Source organism: Paenibacillus sp. SC116 (assembly GCF_024733555.1).
Classification (GTDB): Bacteria; Bacillota; Bacilli; order Paenibacillales; family Paenibacillaceae; genus Paenibacillus_B.
On record NZ_JANIOF010000003.1, the window covers coordinates 416,122 to 435,723 of the forward strand.

14 protein-coding genes are annotated in these 19,602 nt (G+C 45.4%); 9 read left to right on the plus strand and 5 right to left on the minus strand.

All coding sequences use genetic code 11. The annotated features are described in order from the left end of the window. Window positions 1-90: 90 nt before the first annotated feature. Together bioA and NQ117_RS16045 are read right to left on the minus strand one after the other, a co-directional pair. Window positions 91-1,491, minus strand: coding sequence for an adenosylmethionine--8-amino-7-oxononanoate transaminase (gene bioA, locus NQ117_RS16040; protein WP_258279026.1), 1,401 nt, complete (start codon window positions 1,489-1,491; stop codon window positions 91-93). Window positions 1,492-1,875: 384 nt separating this feature from the next. Then, window positions 1,876-2,631, minus strand: coding sequence for a YheC/YheD family protein (locus tag NQ117_RS16045; RefSeq protein WP_258279027.1), 756 nt, complete (start codon window positions 2,629-2,631; stop codon window positions 1,876-1,878). Between the two features lie 121 nt (window positions 2,632-2,752). Between NQ117_RS16045 and NQ117_RS16050 the strand changes: the two genes are divergently transcribed. Genes NQ117_RS16050 through NQ117_RS16060 form a run of 3 tightly spaced genes read left to right on the plus strand, consistent with a single transcriptional unit; the run spans window position 2,753 to window position 5,993 of the window. Continuing rightward, window positions 2,753-3,985, plus strand: a complete 1,233-nt coding sequence (locus NQ117_RS16050) for a phenylacetate--CoA ligase family protein (RefSeq protein ID WP_258279028.1) — start codon at window positions 2,753-2,755, stop codon at window positions 3,983-3,985. Window positions 3,986-4,017: 32 nt separating this feature from the next. Beyond that, on the plus strand, window positions 4,018-5,034 hold the full coding sequence (gene sbnA, locus NQ117_RS16055; protein WP_258279029.1) for a 2,3-diaminopropionate biosynthesis protein SbnA: 1,017 nt from the start codon (window positions 4,018-4,020) through the stop codon (window positions 5,032-5,034). Next, on the plus strand, window positions 5,031-5,993 hold the full coding sequence (locus tag NQ117_RS16060) for a 2,3-diaminopropionate biosynthesis protein SbnB (RefSeq protein ID WP_258279030.1): 963 nt from the start codon (window positions 5,031-5,033) through the stop codon (window positions 5,991-5,993). The genes sbnA and NQ117_RS16060 overlap by 4 nt, the downstream gene beginning before the upstream one ends. A gap of 165 nt (window positions 5,994-6,158) precedes the next feature. Here NQ117_RS16060 and NQ117_RS16065 read toward each other — a convergent pair whose 3' ends face one another. Beyond that, window positions 6,159-6,419 (minus strand): hypothetical protein, encoded by a 261-nt coding sequence (locus NQ117_RS16065; RefSeq protein WP_258279031.1) that lies wholly within the window; start codon window positions 6,417-6,419, stop codon window positions 6,159-6,161. A 208-nt stretch (window positions 6,420-6,627) separates the two neighbouring features. Between NQ117_RS16065 and acpS the strand changes: the two genes are divergently transcribed. Next, the gene (acpS, locus tag NQ117_RS16070; protein ID WP_258279032.1) at window positions 6,628-7,014 is read left to right on the plus strand and encodes a holo-ACP synthase; all 387 of its coding nucleotides are present in this window, start codon (window positions 6,628-6,630) and stop codon (window positions 7,012-7,014) included. Window positions 7,015-7,111: 97 nt separating this feature from the next. Here the strand turns inward: acpS and NQ117_RS16075 are convergent, their stop codons facing one another. Continuing rightward, entirely contained in the window at window positions 7,112-7,687 is a 576-nt protein-coding gene (locus tag NQ117_RS16075) for a lipoprotein BA_5634 family protein (protein WP_258279033.1), read from the minus strand. Window positions 7,688-7,909: 222 nt separating this feature from the next. Further along, window positions 7,910-8,320 carry a c-type cytochrome gene (locus tag NQ117_RS16080; RefSeq protein ID WP_258279034.1) on the minus strand — a complete coding sequence of 137 codons (411 nt, stop codon included), beginning with the start codon at window positions 8,318-8,320 and terminating at the stop codon, window positions 7,910-7,912. A gap of 311 nt (window positions 8,321-8,631) precedes the next feature. On the opposite strand from NQ117_RS16080, the gene mutY reads away from it, so the two are divergent. The 5 genes from mutY to NQ117_RS16105 all read left to right on the plus strand — a co-directional run bounded on the left by mutY (window position 8,632) and on the right by NQ117_RS16105 (window position 19,465). After that, on the plus strand, window positions 8,632-9,735 hold the full coding sequence (gene mutY, locus NQ117_RS16085; RefSeq protein WP_258279035.1) for an A/G-specific adenine glycosylase: 1,104 nt from the start codon (window positions 8,632-8,634) through the stop codon (window positions 9,733-9,735). A gap of 420 nt (window positions 9,736-10,155) precedes the next feature. After that, window positions 10,156-11,394: an S-layer homology domain-containing protein gene (locus NQ117_RS16090; RefSeq protein ID WP_258279036.1), complete on the plus strand. Its 1,239-nt coding sequence runs from the start codon at window positions 10,156-10,158 to the stop codon at window positions 11,392-11,394. An 8-nt stretch (window positions 11,395-11,402) separates the two neighbouring features. Then, window positions 11,403-14,744 (plus strand): DUF5704 domain-containing protein, encoded by a 3,342-nt coding sequence (locus NQ117_RS16095; RefSeq protein WP_258279037.1) that lies wholly within the window; start codon window positions 11,403-11,405, stop codon window positions 14,742-14,744. A 217-nt stretch (window positions 14,745-14,961) separates the two neighbouring features. Beyond that, window positions 14,962-17,727: an endo-beta-N-acetylglucosaminidase gene (locus NQ117_RS16100; protein WP_258279038.1), complete on the plus strand. Its 2,766-nt coding sequence runs from the start codon at window positions 14,962-14,964 to the stop codon at window positions 17,725-17,727. A 295-nt stretch (window positions 17,728-18,022) separates the two neighbouring features. After that, entirely contained in the window at window positions 18,023-19,465 is a 1,443-nt protein-coding gene (locus NQ117_RS16105) for a Gmad2 immunoglobulin-like domain-containing protein (protein ID WP_258279039.1), read from the plus strand. Window positions 19,466-19,602: the final 137 nt, after the last annotated feature.

Consider the following 19,602-nt stretch of genomic DNA (forward strand, 5'->3'; position numbering starts at 1 on the left):
GGACAGGGTGCTTCTTTGTTGTGTGCGAAGGGTTCCGTTTATGGATCGGTAACGGAACCCTTCGTGCTGTTGAATTCGACGTGTGGATGTCTATGACAACACGCGACGAAGGACGCGCACGGTGCGCGCGACGATGTCGCGCACCTCTTCTGGCGTGACGCAGAGCGGCAGCCAGAAGTAGAGCGTGTCCCCAAGCGGGCGGAGAATGAGACCTTCTTCGAAGCCCGCTTGGTAGATGGCAGCCCCGATGCGCTGCTCGGGGTGGAAAGGCTCGCGGCGTTCGGCATCGGCATACAGGTCGAACGCTGCGACAAGACCGAGTTGGCGCACATCAGCCACGTGCGGCAGTTCGGTCAAGCCAGAGTCGCGCAGGGCAGCTGCCAGCGCGACGGCGGAGGCTTGCGCTCGTTCGAGGACTTGCTCCTCCTCGAACAAGCGCAAGCTTTCAATTGCCACGGCGCAAGCGACCGGGTTACCGGTGAAGCTGTGGCCGTGGAAGAACGTCTTCTGCGTATGATAGTCATCATAGAACGCAGCATAAATCTCATCTGTGCACAAGGTTACGGCCAGCGGCATGACGCCAGCTGTAAGCCCTTTGCTCAAGCACATGATGTCAGGACTAACCCCAGCGTGCTCGCAGGCAAACATCTTACCTGTACGGCCGAAGCCCGTAGCCACCTCGTCAGCGATGAGGTGGACATTATGCTGCGTACATAGCTCCCGCAGTCCCTGCATGTACGCAGCCGGCGTCATAATCATGCCGCCTGCGCCCATAAGCATCGGCTCCACGACGATACCAGCGATCGTGTCGCCTTCACGTTCAAACAGCTCGCGCACCGCGGCTAACGCCGACTCCGCTACTTCGCGCTCGCTCTCCAGCCTTGCTGCGGCAGCTTCGCTTTCATCCATCACGCCTGCACCCCGAGCCTGCCTCAAATCCGCAGCCGGAACGCGGTGCGCATGAAATAGCAGCGGCTTGAACAGCGCATGATACAGCTCCACGCCGCCCACACTCACGGCGCCCAATGTATCGCCATGATAGCTTCCGTCGAGATAGACGAATTTCGTCTTCGACGTCTTCCCGATCTGCTGCCAATATTGAAATGACATTTTCAGCGCCACTTCAACAGCCGTCGAGCCATTGTCCGAGTAGAACACCTTATCAAGGCCCTCCGGGGTAATCTCGACCAACTTTTCCGCCAGCTCAATGCCTGGCGCGTGGGTCAGGCCACTAAACATAATATGGTCAAAAGCATCCAGCTGGCGTTGAATAGCTGCTTTGATCCTCGGATGTCCGTGCCCGTGCACATTGCACCACCATGAGGACACGGTATCATAATAGCGGCGCCCATCCGCATCGATTAAGAAGATGCCTTCAGCGCGCTCGATTAAAAGGTGGTCTCTATGTTCATAGTCTTTCATTTGTGTGAATGGGTGCCACACGTACTGCTTGTCCTTACTGAGCAGCTCCTGTTTCAGCTTCGAATCCATAAGTACCTCCCAATGGAGTATCTAGTTCATGTACACAAATATATGTTAACTATATTTTAATATAAATAGGTTAACGTATAATAGTTATTTGTACAAATGTTGCAATAAGTAGCAGCGATAGAATAACTCTTGGTAAGCAAGAAGAGTTTGAATCTGAGTGAGGATATGTATGGAGCAAGCTAGGATATAACTTAACTCATAATGGAACTAATCAAGCTAGAATCTACTATTACCCCTAAAAGGCTTACCGCTCCGAAAGATGAGGTTGAGGAGAGTAAGCCTTTTTGCTTTTATGCGCTATGAAAAAGCACAGAGCCATAGGGTAACAATAGACAATCTTGCTGTCTCCACAGCAAGTAATCTATCAGTCTTATTTATATGGGTCTATTTAAAATTGCGACGATAACGAAGAATGCGGTAATACATCGTATGGTCAGATATTTTACTAAATGGCTTCACATCAGGTTTCGTGTTTACTTCGATAATCCATGGACGGAGTTTCTGATCAAGACCGATGTCGAATCCAAGCTCTTGTAGGAAAGGATATTTGCGGGAGAGGACACGGGCACTGAGAAGGCAGAGCTGGCGAATCTCGGCTTCTATCCTATTGTAGGTCTCTATCGATCTACCATTGCGTGTAATGACAAATGGAACGGGTGTAATATCAGCACCTTGGCTACCGTTCGTAACTGCTTTGCGCGGCTGTGCAATTCTAGCAACCATGCCTGTAAAGTGCCACTTCCAACTTCGATCAACCTGGGTTACAGCTCTAATATCTAGTATTCGACCATTATAGCGCAGCAAATCAACTCCTTGCTGCACGACATGGACATGATTACGGGTGTAAGGCCTGAGCTCTCTTACGAGTTGACGCCAAGTAAGTCGTGAGTGGATTCGATCGCCCCGTTGGACGGAGAACGAAGTACCTTTGGAATTGTTTTGCTGTACACGCATAACTCCTCTGCCTTGTTGACCATGGTCAGGCTTCACATATACCATGCCATGACGCCTAAGGAGCTTATCCAGTGTAGAAGCTCGGTAAAGCATCGTTTGCGGAATAGCGCGGCGTACTCGTTTGTTGCGGACGAGAACGGCTGTTTTTACCCACTTGCTTGGTACACGCCTCTTTTTACTAGCCATTGTCTATGCACCACCTCTTTTTAATATAAGCTATGCCTGTCATGTTGAGGAGGATTGGGCAGACGGGCTCGAAAGTTCTGCATAGTATAGTATGAACAATCTTGAAAGTAGGGTTGCCATAATGGTAGAGATAAACGCCCCGCATATTGCAGCAAAGCTGCAGGAAGTAAAACAGCTTTACCCTTGGTATACGACTCTGCTGGAGGGAGCGTGTATCGATAGTTGGCCTAAAATACCTTTGCTCACACATGATAGGCTGCTTCCTTATTTCGACGAGACAGAGTTAGTGCAAGAACCCAATTGGAATATTTATCGGACATCGGGTACGAGCGGAAAAAGGAGAAAAGCGATTGGCTATGATGCTGCTGATGAGGAGGCGTATGTCGAGCACAAGGTGCAGCTGTTCGGTAAGCTGCTGGAAGGCAGAGGGATAACAAGGGCCCTAAGTGATATGGGAACGGGCCATGCGGCTGCTACTGCACAGGAAATATTCGAGAAGCTTGATATGGCATGCTGGACGATTCCGTTCCAACAACCTGTCGAAGAGCATCTTGCTTGCATTGCAGAGCATCGTCCGCAAGTGCTGTATACGATGCCTTCCATCTTGGATCGTCTCGTCAAGGCGGCACCTGCTGGCTTTGATTGGGGGATTCAGGTTGTCATTCTAGTAGGGGAAGTAGCAGCTCCTGCATGGCGGCAAAGGATGGCGGATGTATTTGGGATTGCTGCTGCTGATGTCAAAGATACGTACGGCAGCATCGAGGTTGGCACGATGGCTTATCATGATGCAAGTATTGGACGCTATGTCATGATGGAGGGCATTGCAGCAGAAGGCGTATCTCCTGCGGAAGTAGGGCTACCCGATATACATTTGCCAGAAGGAGAACAAGTTCTCGTCTTAACCTCATTCGTTCGCAGAAGATTCCCCGTTTTGCGTTATGTGACTTATGATATCGTCCGCGATCTCCGTTCAGAATGGATAGATGGGCGGCAAGTTACAACATTTGAGGCGATTGTCAAACGGATTGGGCCTGAGCTGAAGCATGGGGAGAAAATTAGCCTGTACGATATTGAAGATGCCGTGTTCAAGCATGTGAAGCAGGCAGATGTGCGTGTCATTGTAGAGCATAACCAACTGCATGTGTATATCGATAGTCCACAGCCTATCGACAACGCTCTTTATCAGAAGATTCGCTCTAGCTTGCATGATGCGATCCCAGAGATTGGGCAAATGATTGATTCTGGTATTTTAGAGGACATGAATGTACATCTCGTCAATTTGCAAGATCCGAATGCGGCGCCAAGCCTGAACCATCAAGCGGTAAAGCAGAAGAAGTTGTACGTTCAAGAGTGAGTGTTGCAGTCAAATAGAAGGGTGTGGTAAGTGTGAGCGCTCATGCGCATATAATGACGGTCATTGGTAATACGCCAGTGGTTAAGCTGCAGCGCTTGTTCAAACATGCTTCATTCGATACGTATGCGAAGTTGGAAATGCTCAACCCTGGAGGAAGCATAAAGGATCGTCCTGCTAAAGTCATGCTGCAAGAAGCTTTGCGTGAAGGCAAGCTGCGACCAGGTTCAGTCGTTGTCGAATCAAGTTCAGGTAATCTGGCAATCGGATTGGCGCAAATTTGCAACTTGATTGGGTGTACTTTCATTTGCGTCGTTGATCCGCGTACGACGTTAACGAACATACGTATTTTACGTGCATATGGTGCTCGTATCGATCTCGTTCGAGATCCGGACCCTGCTACTGGTGAGTATTTGCCTGCTCGTTTAACTAGGGTGCGGCACTGGCTGCGCAAGATTCCGAATGCATTCTGGCCGAATCAATACGGGAACACGAATAACCCCTTGTCTCATCAGCAAACGACGATGGCGGAGATTGCCGCGGATTTACCACAGATCGACTACTTATTTTGCGGGGTAAGCACTTGTGGGACGATACGTGGCTGTATCGAATATATTCGTGCCAATAGACTTGCAACAAAGGTTATTGCTGTTGATGCACTTGGCAGTTCCATATTTGGCAGCAACAAGCCGAAGCAGCGTCGTTTGCTGCCAGGACTCGGTGCGGCTGTACGACCGGCACTATGCCCTGATGAAGGGATCGATGACATTATCGAGGTCGACGACCTAGAGTGCATTATTGGTTGTAGACGATTAGCACGCTTGGAGTCGGTACTTGTCGGAGGATCTTCCGGGGGGATGATCGCTGCTTTGGAGAAGTACCAAGAACGGATATCCCCAGGATCAACCTGCGCGTTGATACTCCCTGATAGAGGGGAGCGATATTTGGAGACCATTTATGACGATCAATGGATCGCCAAATCTTTCGGCAAGGAAGCATTGGATCAAGTTCGTGCACGGCAAGCAAGTGAGGGCGGGGTGGCGATCACGTGAAGTATGTAACGGAAGACGATCTGCGGCAGATTGGCATTCCATGGGCACCATTAAGTGATGTAATAGCAGAAGTTTCCCTCGCTTATGGCGAGGGGGACTATGCACAGCCTATTAAGCCTTACTTGAAATTTGGAAATGAGAGCAATCGAATCATTGCCATGCCTGCGTATATTAGCAGGCCGATTCGTGCAGCAGGGATGAAGTGGATTGCGAGTTATCCCGAAAATGTGAATAAAGGTCTACCACGAGCAAACAGCGTCACCATTTTAAATGATCCGGATACGGGAATCCCTAACTATATCGTTAATGGCAGCCTGATAAGTACGATACGGACAACTGCCGTTAGTGCTGCTCTGCTGCGCAAGTTGCTGCAAGAACGTAAAGGGGATGAGCTGCAAGTTGCTGTCATTGGAATGGGACCAATTGGCCAACATCATGTAAATATGTTAACGAGTTTATTCCATGAACGAATTGCAGAGATACGGGTCTATGATAAACGAGAGATAACTTTCCAACTACCAGTTGCTAATGATGTGCCTGTAAAAGCCGTTGCTACATGGCAGGAAGCATACCTAGGCGCCGATATCGTATTTACTTGTACAGCTTCCAGTGCTCGATATATTAATACTCCATCCAAAGAAGGCAGCATTCTTATGCACGTATCCCTACGCGACTATTTACCAGAAGCTAAGGCAAACAGCGGCATAGTCGTTGTAGATAGTTGGGATGAAATATGTCGGGCAGACACAGACATAGAACGGAAGCATCTCGACGAAGGATTGCAGGAAGATCACGCGGTTACACTTTCCGATGTGATAGCTGGTAAGGTAACAATCGATGCAGTATGGAACGAACGAATATGGTTTAATCCGATGGGCTTGGCCGTATTTGATGTAGCAGTAGCTGCTTGGTATACAAGGCAAGCCGATGAGCTTGGTATAGGTCTTCAATTGGATTGACGTTAATCATTTAAAAGCCCCTTTTCAGGGTTGTCCTTTATGTACGTACTGCCGCTAACAGTCATTGTTGGTCGAGCGAGTGGAAGGAGGGTGCCTGAAGGGGGCAATTTAGTTAAGAGAGAGGGCTGATGAGGCAGCCCTCTTCTTTTACATATCTTTGAATCGTTACGGTATGTCGACTGCAGTAATTTTCTTAATAGAGATATAGTATATTGTTCCGCCTACGAGTAGAAGGACGGTACCATTTTCAATCCCTAGAAATCTACCAACACGCTCTACAGAATCAAAGTGTACGCTAATCGTAGTACCAAGAGAGATTCTTCTTAGGATAGCTAACGGACCTTTCAGGCCATCACCCTGACCGCCATAACTTCCGTAGTTGCCGCCGTAATTACCGCCATATCCGCAGTTGTTATAATACGACATCTTGCTTCCTCCTTTTATTTGAGAAGATACTGTAATATATGAGAGAGTTGCCAGATCGGACTAGATTAATAGAGGAGGAGAAATGCTGATTTTACTATAATGCGAGATTGGCATACGAGCTGTCTTTTCTATTTGCAAAGAATGCCCCTTCATAAGATAATGAGTGCACATTGTAATTGATTCGTTTAAGAAGGAAAGGTGGGATAGGATGATACTCGGTCTTGGTCATGATATTTTAGAAATTGATCGTATTGGTCGTTTATTGGATGGAAAGAGCAGAGAACGCTTCTTGCAGCGCATATTGACGCCGCGAGAGCTCACGCTTCTTCAACAATATGAGTCGAGGTCCTTGGAATGGGTAGCAGGACGCTTTGCCGCCAAAGAAGCGGTTGTAAAAGCATTTGGCTGCGGAATCGGCCCTATCCTTGGCTTTCAAGATATTGAGGTCATTCCTGCAGAATCAGGCAAACCTTATGTAGAGCTCAGTCGATCAGGATGGGAGCGATTAGGGCTTGAAGCTGAGCATACGCGCATTCATATCAGCATTTCCCATCAGCCGAATATTGCATCAGTCGTGTGTATCGTTGAGCAGTAACTCAAGGTGGATGTAAGTTAACTTTGTACGGATATGAATATAGAAAATAACCTCCGTTCTCACTGTTGCAGTAGAGCCGGAGGTTATTGTTGTTATCTTATTTTAACTCTTTCAAAGTCACGAGTTGGAACGCGTCTGTATAGTCTTTAATTTTAACGAGTTCTTCATCCATACTCTTTTTGGTATGCATGACAGTCATTTGCTTCATTGTGCCTTTTATCGTTTCGAATGTACTATCTTTCACCACGACATATGCATTCGTGTAGCGTCTGGAATCCCCAATGACAGAGTTTCCTTCATAGCTTAAGTCCAAGCCAGCTATCTGGATATGCTTGTCTTCGGGTTTAGCGAATAGTAATCCACTTTCATTTCGAATCGTTGGCATTCCTTTTAGAACGCTTAGCTGCGTATCATTTTTAACTTCTTTCCACAGCTCCATCCGAATAAGTTCACGAGCCGTTGTTTCGGATAGGACAAGCACTTCTTTATCGTTAGTGCCGATTTTTTTGATGTTATATATGTTTTGAAATTTTATATCGTCTTTATACGTATCTGCTACCTGTTTAAGCTTAGCTTCTTCTCCATATAGAATAAGTCCATTTGCCTGATTTATGCAGCCGGTCAATACAGCCATCATCATAACTACGAGCATTGTTATTGCAGCTTTCTTCATGTTGTAAATCCTCCGTGATAAGTTATTGATATATTGTCGTTGCATCTGTTGACTACTATACCAAGGGAGGATCACGGGAACTATCGAATGAGATGACAGGAAGCTTACAGATTTGAAAGAATCACGACATGGATGCTAAAAAGGCCATGTTCATCTCCATAGCAGAAGACTACATGACCTTAAGCTTGATATGTAAAAGTGCTTGTGTGTAGGGTTATCGAATTATTTTGCCTGTTCTTTTTTGGTAGCGAGCCAAGATGCCACTTTCTCAGCATCTTCGTCACTTACACGTGATCCTTGGGCAGGCATTCTGCCTTTTCCTTCTTTAATAACGGTTACGATCTGATCTTTTGATAAGCGGTCGCCAACGGTTGTTAGATTCGTTTCAGGTCCCATCTTACCGCTTAAGTCGGCAGCGTGACATGATAAACAAGAATTTTTGTATACTTCTACTGCGTCTGCTGGACCTTCGAGTTGGGCACTTTGTTGCTGCTGCGAACCACCGCCGCAGGCAGTCAAACTTATTGTGATCAAAAGTAGAAACGAAGACATAAGCCATGTTTTTTTTCTTGACTGTAATCTCTGGATTGGTTGCTTCAGCTGCGAGGTCTCTTTTTCGTTATGTATCCTCATTTTGTTATCTCATCCTCTCTATGTGTGACGATTACCATGTATGCTTCATGGAGTTAAGTTGAATAAGTATAGTCGTTCATTGGTTTGTCTTATATTTCCTTATGCTATCAGTATAGTAAGGAGCGATAGAGGTAGGCAAGCATGTTATCCGATTGTTGGCAGAACGTTCACAATACAAGCTGCTGATGTATAATGGACTTTTGGATATTTAGAATAGTAGATGATTAACAGCAATAAATAGTTGGTATAGTCATGACTAGAAATAGAAAGTAAAAATAGAGGATTGAGAACTGAGGATGGGGGAGACTTTTATGGAGGAGCAACAACGATATTTTAGCCGCGAACTGCTTCGTTGGTATTTGGACAACCGTCGGGACTTGCCATGGCGCCGTCAACATAATGCTTACTATACATGGGTGTCGGAAATTATGCTGCAGCAGACACGAGTCAGCACCGTCATTCCTTATTTCGAAAGATTTATCGCGAAGTTCCCTACACCTACTGCATTGGCTGAAGCTCCGGAAGAAGAGGTGCTCAAGGCTTGGGAAGGTCTCGGCTATTATTCAAGAGCACGCAACTTGCAGGCTGGAGCACGTGAGGTGAAGGAAAAGTACAGTGGGGTTGTGCCTGATGACAAAACGGCTGTTGCTTCCTTAAAGGGCGTAGGTCCATACACGACAGGCGCGATTATGAGTATCGCGTTCAATCGTTCTGAGCCGGCTGTAGATGGTAATGTCATGCGTGTGTTGTCGCGCTACTTCCGTCTGCATGATGATATTGCTAAACCTGCTACGCGTGTTCATATTGAGCATATCGCGCGTGATCTGATTCCAGATGGCCATGCCTCTGACTTCAATCAGGCGATTATGGAATTGGGTGCGCTTGTCTGCACACCGAAGTCGCCAGCTTGCTTGCTATGCCCCGTCATGGAGCATTGTGCAGGCCGCTTGGCAGGAGAAGAGACGCTGCTGCCGATTAAGACGAAGGCAAAGCCTCCGAAGCCAGAGCTGCGCTATGCTGCTCTTATTGAAGGTACTGGCGTGAACGAAGGCAAGCTGCTTATGCGTCAGCGTCCTGAGAGCGGGTTGCTGGCTCGCATGTGGGAAATGCCTCACATCCTAGTGCCAAAGCAAATGAGCGTAGCGGGACTTCCTGACGATGAAGCTCAGGACATGCTGCGCGGCGCATTGCATCAGGAAGGGCTTGCCGTGCTGCCGATCGAGCGCTTTATGGATGCTGAGCATACGTTCAGCCATATCCACTGGCAGATGCGGGTATTCCGCTGCAGCATAGCGGAAGATGCAGCAGTGCCAGAAGGTTATGCCTTTATTGGGCCTGATGATCGGGAGCAATATGCATTCCCGAACTTATTTGTTCGCTTATTGGATGCTTATTTTTCAGAGCGGGAAGCTTAATAAATTGTTTTTTCATTTATGCAGCGCATGATAAGTATTTCTAACTTGCTATTGTGAAGCTGAGCAGTATAATAGAATTAATTATACAAATCTTGGACGGCAGGCAGCCGGACGTTGACCTTATATAGGTGCGTCCGGTTGTTTTTTGTTCTATAGGACTTAAGTCTTAGAGAGTGTGAGCCGATATAAGAATTAACCGCCTATATTTTTCCTTTTAAACTTACTCCAACCAGATCAGTCCTCTAGGTGTTATTCCATATTAATTCTACTTGATGCATGCAAGATTACGTTCTTGATGTGAGTACATTCTTCCAACATCCGTGTCCCTATACATCTTGCCCGCATTGTACTCCATTTTCATTTTCAAACCTATTAACTAGATTGGGAATCAATCGAACAACTACGAGGAGGATCTATTTAATGAAAAAGAAAGCGTTTGTTGCAATGACGGCATTATCGGTATTTTTGGGTGGCAGTATACCAGTAAGTCTATCATCGGCTGCCTCCGTTTCGACTGTTAATGGTACTGTAGCTGCCACATTTAGTGATGTAGCAGGGCATTGGGCGGAAGGAGCAATCTACGAGGCGGTTAAGAGAGGCTATGTAACCGGATATCCTACAGGAAAGTTTCTACCCAACGCTAAAGTATCTCGTGCTGAGTTTGTGAAAATGGCGGTATCTGCTTTGAATCTACCGGTTGAATCTACATCGAATGGTTTGTGGTATGTGAAGTATGTAGATGCTGCTAAGACGTCAGGTATTTTTGTAGAAGGGGATTTCGTAGGTTCGGATTGGAATAAGCCATTGAGCCGTGAAGAAATGTCCAAAGTGGCGGTTAGAGCGCTTGAGATGAAAGCTGAAGATAAACAATGGATGTACATGGCCACTAAAAATGGAATGATTTCAGGCACAGCTCCAGGAGTTCTATCACCAGATGGAAGCACGACGCGCGCTCAAGCAATTTCGGTCATAGAACGGATGTTGTCTGTTAAGAACGGCAAAAAGCTAGCGGTTGATAAATATGCGGTTTCAGCAGCGGAATTGTACTGGCATGATACGAACATCATGACGATGCTGCCGAGATACTTCCATGATTCATTCAATGGGAAACCATTTGATAATAAAGCAATGGTAAGTCAGTCTCCTGATGGAAAAGCAACATGTAAGGTTACTCAACTTATAGCCATTGATCTTGGTGATCCTAAAGATCCTAACAGAAAGTTAATCGAAAGTAAGGAATATGCTTGGGTTGGTAACGGGAAATATCACAAATTAAAGGACTCGGACGGATATGCTGTGATGGGTATAAGTGAGACAAAAATAACAGGGAAATTAAATGTAGAAAGATTATTTCCATGTCAAATTGCGTTCCAAAATGATGATTGGTATGAGATGCCAGAGAATGTGAAAAATCCAAAAAAGCCTGATAGAACGTATGGAATAATGCCTTGGAATGCTAAGTATGAGCAGTTTCAATCGTTTGTAAATGTTTCGAAACTATCGAGTGGCACTGTATCATTCGCAACAGGCACACTTTTTCCCAAAGGAGACTTCGTTTCTGACAAAGCTTTCCGATTTATTTTTGGGGGAATGGGCAATTGGCAGGGCAGTTATATTCCCATCTATCATGGGAAACTCAATAAAAACTATCATCAGTAGGTGATGAAATGGCAAAAAGAATTGTATCAATCGCTATGGTGGTAAGCTTGCTTATCGCCATAACGAACATACTTGGAATCAATATGACAGTATCTGCTGCCGTACCAAGTGGTTACGAGTCAATTGGAAATGTAACTTTTTATGGTGGTATCGGTAAAGTTGATTCCTCGAAAAATCACTATATCCCATTAAGTAAATTACACTACACGACTGTTACTGTTCCGAAGAAAAATAACGTGGCTGCGTCAGCTGTCGCCATTTACGATAATCACGGGAAACTTGTTAAGAACTTAACTAAGGTTAATGACACAACTTGGAATCTTGGCGACATTACAGGAAATAAGGTTCAACTTACTGCAAAAGCTAATGGTCAATATCAAGGATATTTTGCATGGTTCCGATCCCCCTCTGGCGATTACTGGATGTATGACTATAAAAATGAACGATATTTTTTGAAATCAAACAATGATCCTTTCCCACCTTCTAGAGGCGAATGGACATTTGGTACAGCTGGTAATGGTATACCGACATTTGGTTGGAAATATGGAACTAATACCAGTATAGTATGGTCAGAAAGAAGAATCACTGCAGGTTCCAGATTAACCGATAAATTCACTTCTCCTTCATTGCCTGGCATTGAATTTGAGATGAATCAAGTCGCCAAGGTAATTGTGAACGAGAGCGATTTAGAGTATTGGAAATGCCCGGCAAACTGTATGCAGGAATCGAAAGTACATGGTGTACGAAATGTAGTTGTAAACGATTCAGATAAAACGAATGTGGTAATTGATTTTGAGTTTCAAGGAACATTTGATAACTCGCCTCCTGGTGGGGAAGTTATTAGCGATGGCAAGAATGGGCTAGTTCGTGCATGGTTTAATGGATGGAACGTAACTTTTCACGGTGAAATTTATAAATATCCCGAAATGAAAGTGTATGCTGCATATAGCGAAGTACCTAAAGGATCAGGGCAGTGTGAGAACAGCATAGGAAGTCCATCGCAAGGAACTTCGATGAATAGAAATGATATGGACCCTAATGCGACGGGAATTATTCGCGCAGATAGCAGGGATGCTGAGCAATTTGATGTTTCAAAAGGTATCCCGACTTCCGAATCTCTCTTTACCAACGCATTTGCAGATAATTACCTTTTCAAACAAGACTGGATTCAAATGAAAGGCAAGGTAACCTACAATTGTAAAGCGGAAGTCAAGTATGTAAGAGAGTGGACAGTGCCAGGACCTCCTATTTGTACAAAAGCAGGATGTGTTCCAGGACCACCCGTTCATGCGGGGGACTCGCAAAACGTAACATACTCATTTTCTTTTACTCGCGATTATTCATATTGGCAAATTAAAAATCTCGAAGTATATAAGATCAATCGTGCTGATATGCTCAATTATGCTCTACCTGGTGGGAGGGTTACCATGATGCCAACAGGCTACACTCCACCTTCGCTAGATTCAGAGCATGATTCTTCCGTACATAGTCACGTAAGGCCAGTAGATACACCAGATATAAGCTATTCACCTCCGGTTTTAAAGGGTGGATTAAATAGGCCGCCTTCTATTCCGGACGATACATCCCGATTGAAAGGTATGGCTGAGTCAGCTACACCTCAGAGCCAAGTGAATAACGATACAGTGATCTTTAATGGAGCTACCATCATGGATGGGGCAGAAGCTACTAAGGATGGTCCTACTCCAACAAACATTCCGCAGCCTACAACCATCGGCCGGGATGTGCTCTACAGACCTAACCATATAATTAGCAGTCAGCTAATGAACAAGGCAAACACAATTAGCTCAGGGACAATCTATTATGATTTGCTGCCCAACAACGTAAATGGTGGAGCAAATACGAATTTCCCAATCAACAGCATCAACCCAGTCACCGTTCATACTCCAACTGTAAACTACTCAAATGCAACGGATGACGCTGCACATAATCAAAAGACTAGGCCTAACCTCAATAGAAGAGCGTTTATTCTTGATCGACCATTTACAATACATATTCCGACTTCGGGGCAGCACCGCAACATATTAGGCTATGGCAACCGAGACTATGCCAAATACATAAAAGAAAAACAAGTTAGATTTGAGTTCGATGTATATAGTGCAGATAAATCCACCTTTTATCCGAAGAACACATGGATTAGCATTCCTGTAAGAGATCCAGCAACCACCTTCTATTTGCCGGTGTGGGTAGATGAAGGGGACTATACGATCCATTTCAGGTCCTATGCTGAAAATGCTCCTTCCGATACGCTTACTCAACAAGACGCCAATTTTGAAGTAAACAACCATATAGCTACAGATACAGTACCTGTAGAAGTCATTGGACGCATGTATGATTTCCGTATTACCGATATTGTGGATATGAACTGGGAGCTTGCTTTCCGACCGCAGAAAAAAAGCAAGGAACATACCGGACGTTATTATTGGGTTGGGATGCGTGATATCGATGGAAACCCGAGGGGGAACCAATCGCGCTACACGCTACCTATTCGACGAGGAAGCCACCCGAATGATGGCTTCAAAAATGTAGCCGTCAAGCCAGGCTATCATTTTAAGTTTGATTTAAAGACGAAGGGCAATATGTTCGGCCCGAACGATTCTATTCGCATTACGCCGACGTTCGAATTCGTCAGTCGCGATGGCAAGCATCGTCAAGATGTTGATTTGTATTACCACGCACCAGACCGGAATTTTGTACGAATTGGCTCATCATTTGATACGATTGAGCGCGAGATTACCTTAAATGAAAGGCTTCGCAATCTTCATCCGCTGCAAATCGAGCAGACGGGGCGCACCTATTATCAATTGCATCGTCATCAGCTCTCTCAAAGTGAACAGGTGTTTATGCAGCAATGGCTAAGGCAAGTTGATCGTCCGACCAAGACGGGTGGATTCAGTCATATGAAAGTACCAGGCGAGCTTCGCTTATTTCGAGGGCCCACACAGTTGCCAAATGGCGTAAATCCATATCGGGCTTATGCCGCAGAGCAACAATGGTATGGCGAGTTCGGCATTCCATCAAAAGTATATGTTGTGCAGAAAGGGTTTCCGCTGCATCGGCAATTTTCGTTCAGAGAGGATGCTCCATTCTTCTTAAAGAACGGCTACATTGTTGTGAACTTTAATATGGAGACCATTCGAGCTGGGCGTATGAATGATCCTCATTTACAGTATATCTATGCTCCGTTAACCAACCAATGGCGGCGCGAAGGCTTCGTTCACAGTGTCACTGATCCATATGGCGCCATGTTCCAACTGAAAGATGGCGATATGATGTTCTATGATGCTGCTCAATCATCGCGTGATGATTATCGTGTCGGGGGGACGCACTAGGCACGCACTAAGTCGTGAATGTCAACTTTGCATAGTAAAAATTAAAGATCAGGTGTTGATATTTAAGGAGGTTGGTCCTGTGGGTCCAAACTCCCTTTTTTTGTCCAAGTGTAGGTCCTATAATGATGTCGATAAGAATTTGTAAGCGCTCACATAAAAGTTGAGTGCCTATCATGTGCATACGGTTTGTATATTCATCTAAGAAGGGGATGTTTACATGAAACGTTGGAAACCTACCATGTTATCTCGAAGCACTATGAAACGCAAAGCAGCTCTTTACTTAAGCACAGCTCTATTGGCAGGTGCGTTGTTAGGATTCACAGGTGCCGAACAAGCACAGGCGGCACAGCCTCATTCTTCTCACTGGTATCCAAATACGATCTTAAATTGGTCACCGCAGACGGATCCAGATGCGCCGTTCAACCGCAGTTCCGTACCGCTGGAGAAAAAGCGTGTACAAGGTGATAAAGTGAATCCGAATGCAAAAGTAGAGCCAAAAGTGATGGCACTCGCTTCTATGTACAAAAATACATCTGGTGCACCGTCACAAGGAAATGACAACATGCACGGCTATGCATTCAGCTACTGGCAGTATGTAGACAGCCTCATTATGTGGGGAGGATCCGCAGGTGAAGGTCTTATCGTCTCACCAAGTGCAGACGTAATCGATGCAGCACACAAAAACGGCGTGCCTGTATACGGTACGGTCTTCCTACCACAAATGGAGCACGGTGGAAAATTTCAATGGACACATGATTTGCTGCAGCAGCGCCCTGATGGCACGTTCCCAGTTGCGGATAAGCTGATTGAAGTAGCGAAGTACTACGGCTTTGACGGCTGGTTCATCAATGAGGAGACTCAAGGTGGGACACCTGCAGATGCGAAGAAGATGCAAGAATTCCTGAAATATTTGCAAAAGATTAAAACACCTGAAATGGAGGTCGTATGGTACGACTCCATGATTAATGACGGTCCAGTAAGATGGCAAGGTGCTCTTAACGACAAGAACAGCATGTTCGTCCAAGATGGTGCAGAGCGTGTCTCCGATCATCTATTCATCGACTTCCGTTGGCAGTATCAAGGTAGTGGCATGACACCGTTTAAAAAATCGCCTGACGTAGCGAATCAGCTTGGACGCAGTCAATATGATCTGTATGCGGGTATTGATGTGGAAGCAGGCGGTTATCAGAGCAAACTGAATTGGCCTGTTCTATTCCCTGACAACGGTACGGCTGTAACATCGCTCGGAATTTATCGTCCAGACTGGGCGTTCAACTCTTCCAAGACGAATGAGCAGTTCATGGAAAATGAGCACATATTCTGGGTAGGTCAAGGCAAAGATCCTTCTAAAACGAAGTCTAATGGCACGGCTTGGCGCGGAATAGCGCATGATATCGTAGACGAGACAGTTATCACAGATACTGACTTTACTACACACTTCAACACAGGTAACGGAAAAATGTTCAGCGTACATGGTCAGCAAGTTCGTGATCGCGAATGGTTTAACCGCAGCTTGCAGGATATTTTGCCAACATGGCGTTGGATGAAAGATGAGCAGGGACAGAAGATTGATGCCGCATTTGATTTCAATAAAGCTTACTATGGCGGCAGTTCCTTGAAGTTAAGCGGTCAAACGGCACCAGGCGCAAGCACGAATATGAAGCTGTATAAGACGGATGTTCCTGTAACGAAGTCTACAGTAATGTCGATCACGTATCAGACCAATCAAGCAACTGCAGCAGATGTAAACATCGGTGTAGCATTTGAGGGTGCTCCGAATGATTATGTAACCGTGAAGCCGAAGCATACGCAAAAGGCTGGTACGGCGAAGGATTGGACGCAAGCTACGTATGATTTGAAAGATTTTGCAGGTAAAAAGGTTGTCGGCATGTCTGTACAAGTAGCAGGCAAGCAGCAAGTTAACAACTACGAGCTTAGCCTAGGTGAATTTGCAATCCGTGATCATCAAGTGTTTAAAGCTCCAAATCTTAAAGAAGTAAAAGGCTTAACGATTATCGACAATGATTTCCGTGACGGTCTTTATGCAGATGCTCGCTTGAAGTGGGATGATATGGGTGATGACGTCTTGTACTACCAAGTATATCGTCAGAAGCCAGACGGCTCCCGTGAGTTCATGGGCGCAACAAGCAACAACTATTACTATGTTTCTGAAATGCGTCGTGCAGAGATGGAACAAGCGACGAATCTAATCGTCGTGCCTGTAAACCGTCATTATGCAGAAGGCCGTACAGCGACGGCTCAATTCCAATGGCCTGCATACCCTGCGCCAAAGGCTGACTTTGAAGCAGACAAAACGTATGTAGCACCAGGAGAGACGATCCAGCTGAAAGATAAGTCTACAGAAGTAACGACAGAATGGCTATGGAGCTTCCTAGGTGGAACACCAACGTCCAGTACAGAGCGTAATCCGCAAGTGAAGTATGAGCAGGAAGGCGAGTACGAGATTACACTGACAGCGAAAAATGCAATCGGTCAAGATGTCGTGACGAAGAAGCTTATTACCGTAGATAAAGCAGCAGAGAATCGCTCTGAGGATGTAGCAAAAGGCAAGAAGACAACGGCTTCCTCCTTCGTGAATGCAGGCGAAGCGCCTCAATTTGCAGTAGACGGTGAAATGCATACGAAATGGTGCGCAGTAGGAAATGCGCCGCACTGGATGACAGTTGACTTGGGTGGCGAATTCAACATCACAGAGTTCGTTGTTCATCATGCGCAAGCTGGCGGAGAATCAGCATCGTTCAATACACGAGAATTCAAGATTCAACTTAGCTCGGATGGTCAAACGTGGACGGATGCTGTTATTGTAAAAGACAACGATAAAGGTACAAGCAAGCATGCGATTGGCAAAACGAAAGCTCGTTACGCGAAGTTAATCGTTGAGAAGCCGACACAAGGCGGCGATACAGCTGCTCGTATTTACGGCTTTGAAGTGAAGGGGATTCCATCCCAACCTGCACAATAATATATAATTTCTTTTCTAGTAGCAGCGGGCAGCTCCAGTGATGAACTGGGGCTGCTTTTTTGCGTTGGTTGCACAAGAAGTGGCGAGTAATATATTTCCAATGAAACTTTGCGTCTTTTCGTGAGGCTCCCCCGTCTAATCCATGTAAACTTCATGAAGATACAACAAAGAACAACACGATAAACAGGTTCGTTTCAAAGTTGAATGAAAGTATTTTAAAGCTCATTACAACTTTTCAGGCATTCAAATAAACGATGACATGGATACCATGTTCAAAATAAGGAGCATATACAACATGAAAACAAAAACAATCGCAATCATAACAGCATCTATCTTGGCAGGTTCTTCTCTACTTGGTTACGTAGGTACAACATGGGCAGGCAAACAGCAACAGCCTTCTACACAAACGAAGCAAGAAGTAAAAGTTCCAAATGTACTAGTACAGAAGCCGCAGCAAGAAAAAACATACTCGAATGATGCATTCCGCAACATCGGTGAAGTAAAGCTTAGCGAGCAATATGTGATTAAAGGTCAAGCGCGTGTATTTGAAGGAAATTATAACTACGTAGTGAAGCAAGGCAGCAAAATCGTAGCTGAAGGCTTCGGAACAGCATCTAAAGGTGGTCCAGAGTGGGGTGCATTTTCTCAAACAATAACGGTACCGGTAAGCAAGCTGAACAGCACGCAGCCATTGACAGTAGAACTGTTTGAAATCGATATGGAGAGCGGTAAACAAGTAAATAAAGTAGTTGTTGCGTTGAACGGAAAAGGCAAAGTGAAGTATAGTGATGCATTCCGTGGTGTAAAAGTAGCATCTTCCACTGCGCAAGTAGCAGTTAAAGGTGAAGCGCGTGTGCACGAGGGGACTTACAACTACGCAGTGAAACAAGGCGGAAAAGTGATTGCTCAAGGTTTCAGTACGGCATCTATTGGTGCACCAGAATGGGGACAAGTGAAGCAAACAATCTCCATTCCGAAGAGTAAAGTGTTTGGTAAAGAGGCTTTGACACTGGAATTGTTCGAAGTAGATATGGAGAGCGGCAAAGCAGTGAACAAGCTTATCATGCCTATCGCTAAGGAAGCACAATCTCACAAAGAAGTACAAAAGCCAAAGCAAGATAAGGTTGTTAAAAATGATGCATTCCGCAACATGAGTGAAGTGAAGCTTAGCGAGCAGTATGTGATTAAAGGAGAAGGCCGACTATTTGAGGGCAACTACAACTATGTCGTGAAACAAGGCAGCAAAGTGATTGCAAAAGGCTTTGGTACAGCATCTAAAGGCGGTCCAGAGTGGGGCACATTCGCTCAAACGATTACGGTACCTGTAAGCAAAACGTCCAAGCAGCAGCCACTAACTGTTGAGTTGTTTGAAATGGATATGGAGAGTGGCAAGCAAGTAAACAAAGTAGTAGTAGATCTGAATGGCAAAGGTAAAGTGAAGCAAAATGATGCATTTCGTGGAGTAAAAGTAGTGTCTGCTAAACTGCAAGCTGCAGTGAAGGGTGAAGCTCGTGTTTTCGAAGGCACGTATAACTACACAGTTAAGCAAGGCAAAACGACGGTTGCCCAGGGTTATGGCACTGCATCTGTGGGTGCACCACAATGGGGGAAACTCGCTCAAACGATTTCCATCGATAAGAGCAAAGTATCTGGCAAACAGCCACTTACACTAGAACTGTTTGAAGTGGATATGGAAAGTGGCAAGGCGACAAACAAACTTATACTGCCTATTCGATAATGGTTAGTTATATTTGCGTAGACTTATTCACAAGAAAGCGGCACTAATAGTGCCGCTTCTTCTATACATAAAGTCAGCATTGCGTGTCGAGTGAGTGGTTAAAGTTGGTACTGGAGTGGCGACACTAAAAGATAATG

Bases quoted from the DNA above. Each gene is read 5' to 3' on its own strand.
- NQ117_RS16065 (WP_258279031.1), bottom strand. From the start codon at position 6,419: ATGTCGTATTATAACAACTGCGGATATGGCGGTAATTACGGCGGCAAC.
- bioA (WP_258279026.1), bottom strand. From the start codon at position 1,491: ATGGATTCGAAGCTGAAACAGGAGCTGCTCAGTAAGGACAAGCAGTAC.
- NQ117_RS16090 (WP_258279036.1), top strand. From the start codon at position 10,156: ATGAAAAAGAAAGCGTTTGTTGCAATGACGGCATTATCGGTATTTTTG.
- acpS (WP_258279032.1), top strand. From the start codon at position 6,628: ATGATACTCGGTCTTGGTCATGATATTTTAGAAATTGATCGTATTGGT.
- NQ117_RS16095 (WP_258279037.1), top strand. From the start codon at position 11,403: ATGGCAAAAAGAATTGTATCAATCGCTATGGTGGTAAGCTTGCTTATC.
- NQ117_RS16045 (WP_258279027.1), bottom strand. From the start codon at position 2,631: ATGGCTAGTAAAAAGAGGCGTGTACCAAGCAAGTGGGTAAAAACAGCC.
- NQ117_RS16050 (WP_258279028.1), top strand. From the start codon at position 2,753: ATGGTAGAGATAAACGCCCCGCATATTGCAGCAAAGCTGCAGGAAGTA.
- NQ117_RS16100 (WP_258279038.1), top strand. From the start codon at position 14,962: ATGAAACGTTGGAAACCTACCATGTTATCTCGAAGCACTATGAAACGC.
- NQ117_RS16080 (WP_258279034.1), bottom strand. From the start codon at position 8,320: ATGAGGATACATAACGAAAAAGAGACCTCGCAGCTGAAGCAACCAATC.
- NQ117_RS16075 (WP_258279033.1), bottom strand. From the start codon at position 7,687: ATGAAGAAAGCTGCAATAACAATGCTCGTAGTTATGATGATGGCTGTA.
- mutY (WP_258279035.1), top strand. From the start codon at position 8,632: ATGGAGGAGCAACAACGATATTTTAGCCGCGAACTGCTTCGTTGGTAT.
- NQ117_RS16105 (WP_258279039.1), top strand. From the start codon at position 18,023: ATGAAAACAAAAACAATCGCAATCATAACAGCATCTATCTTGGCAGGT.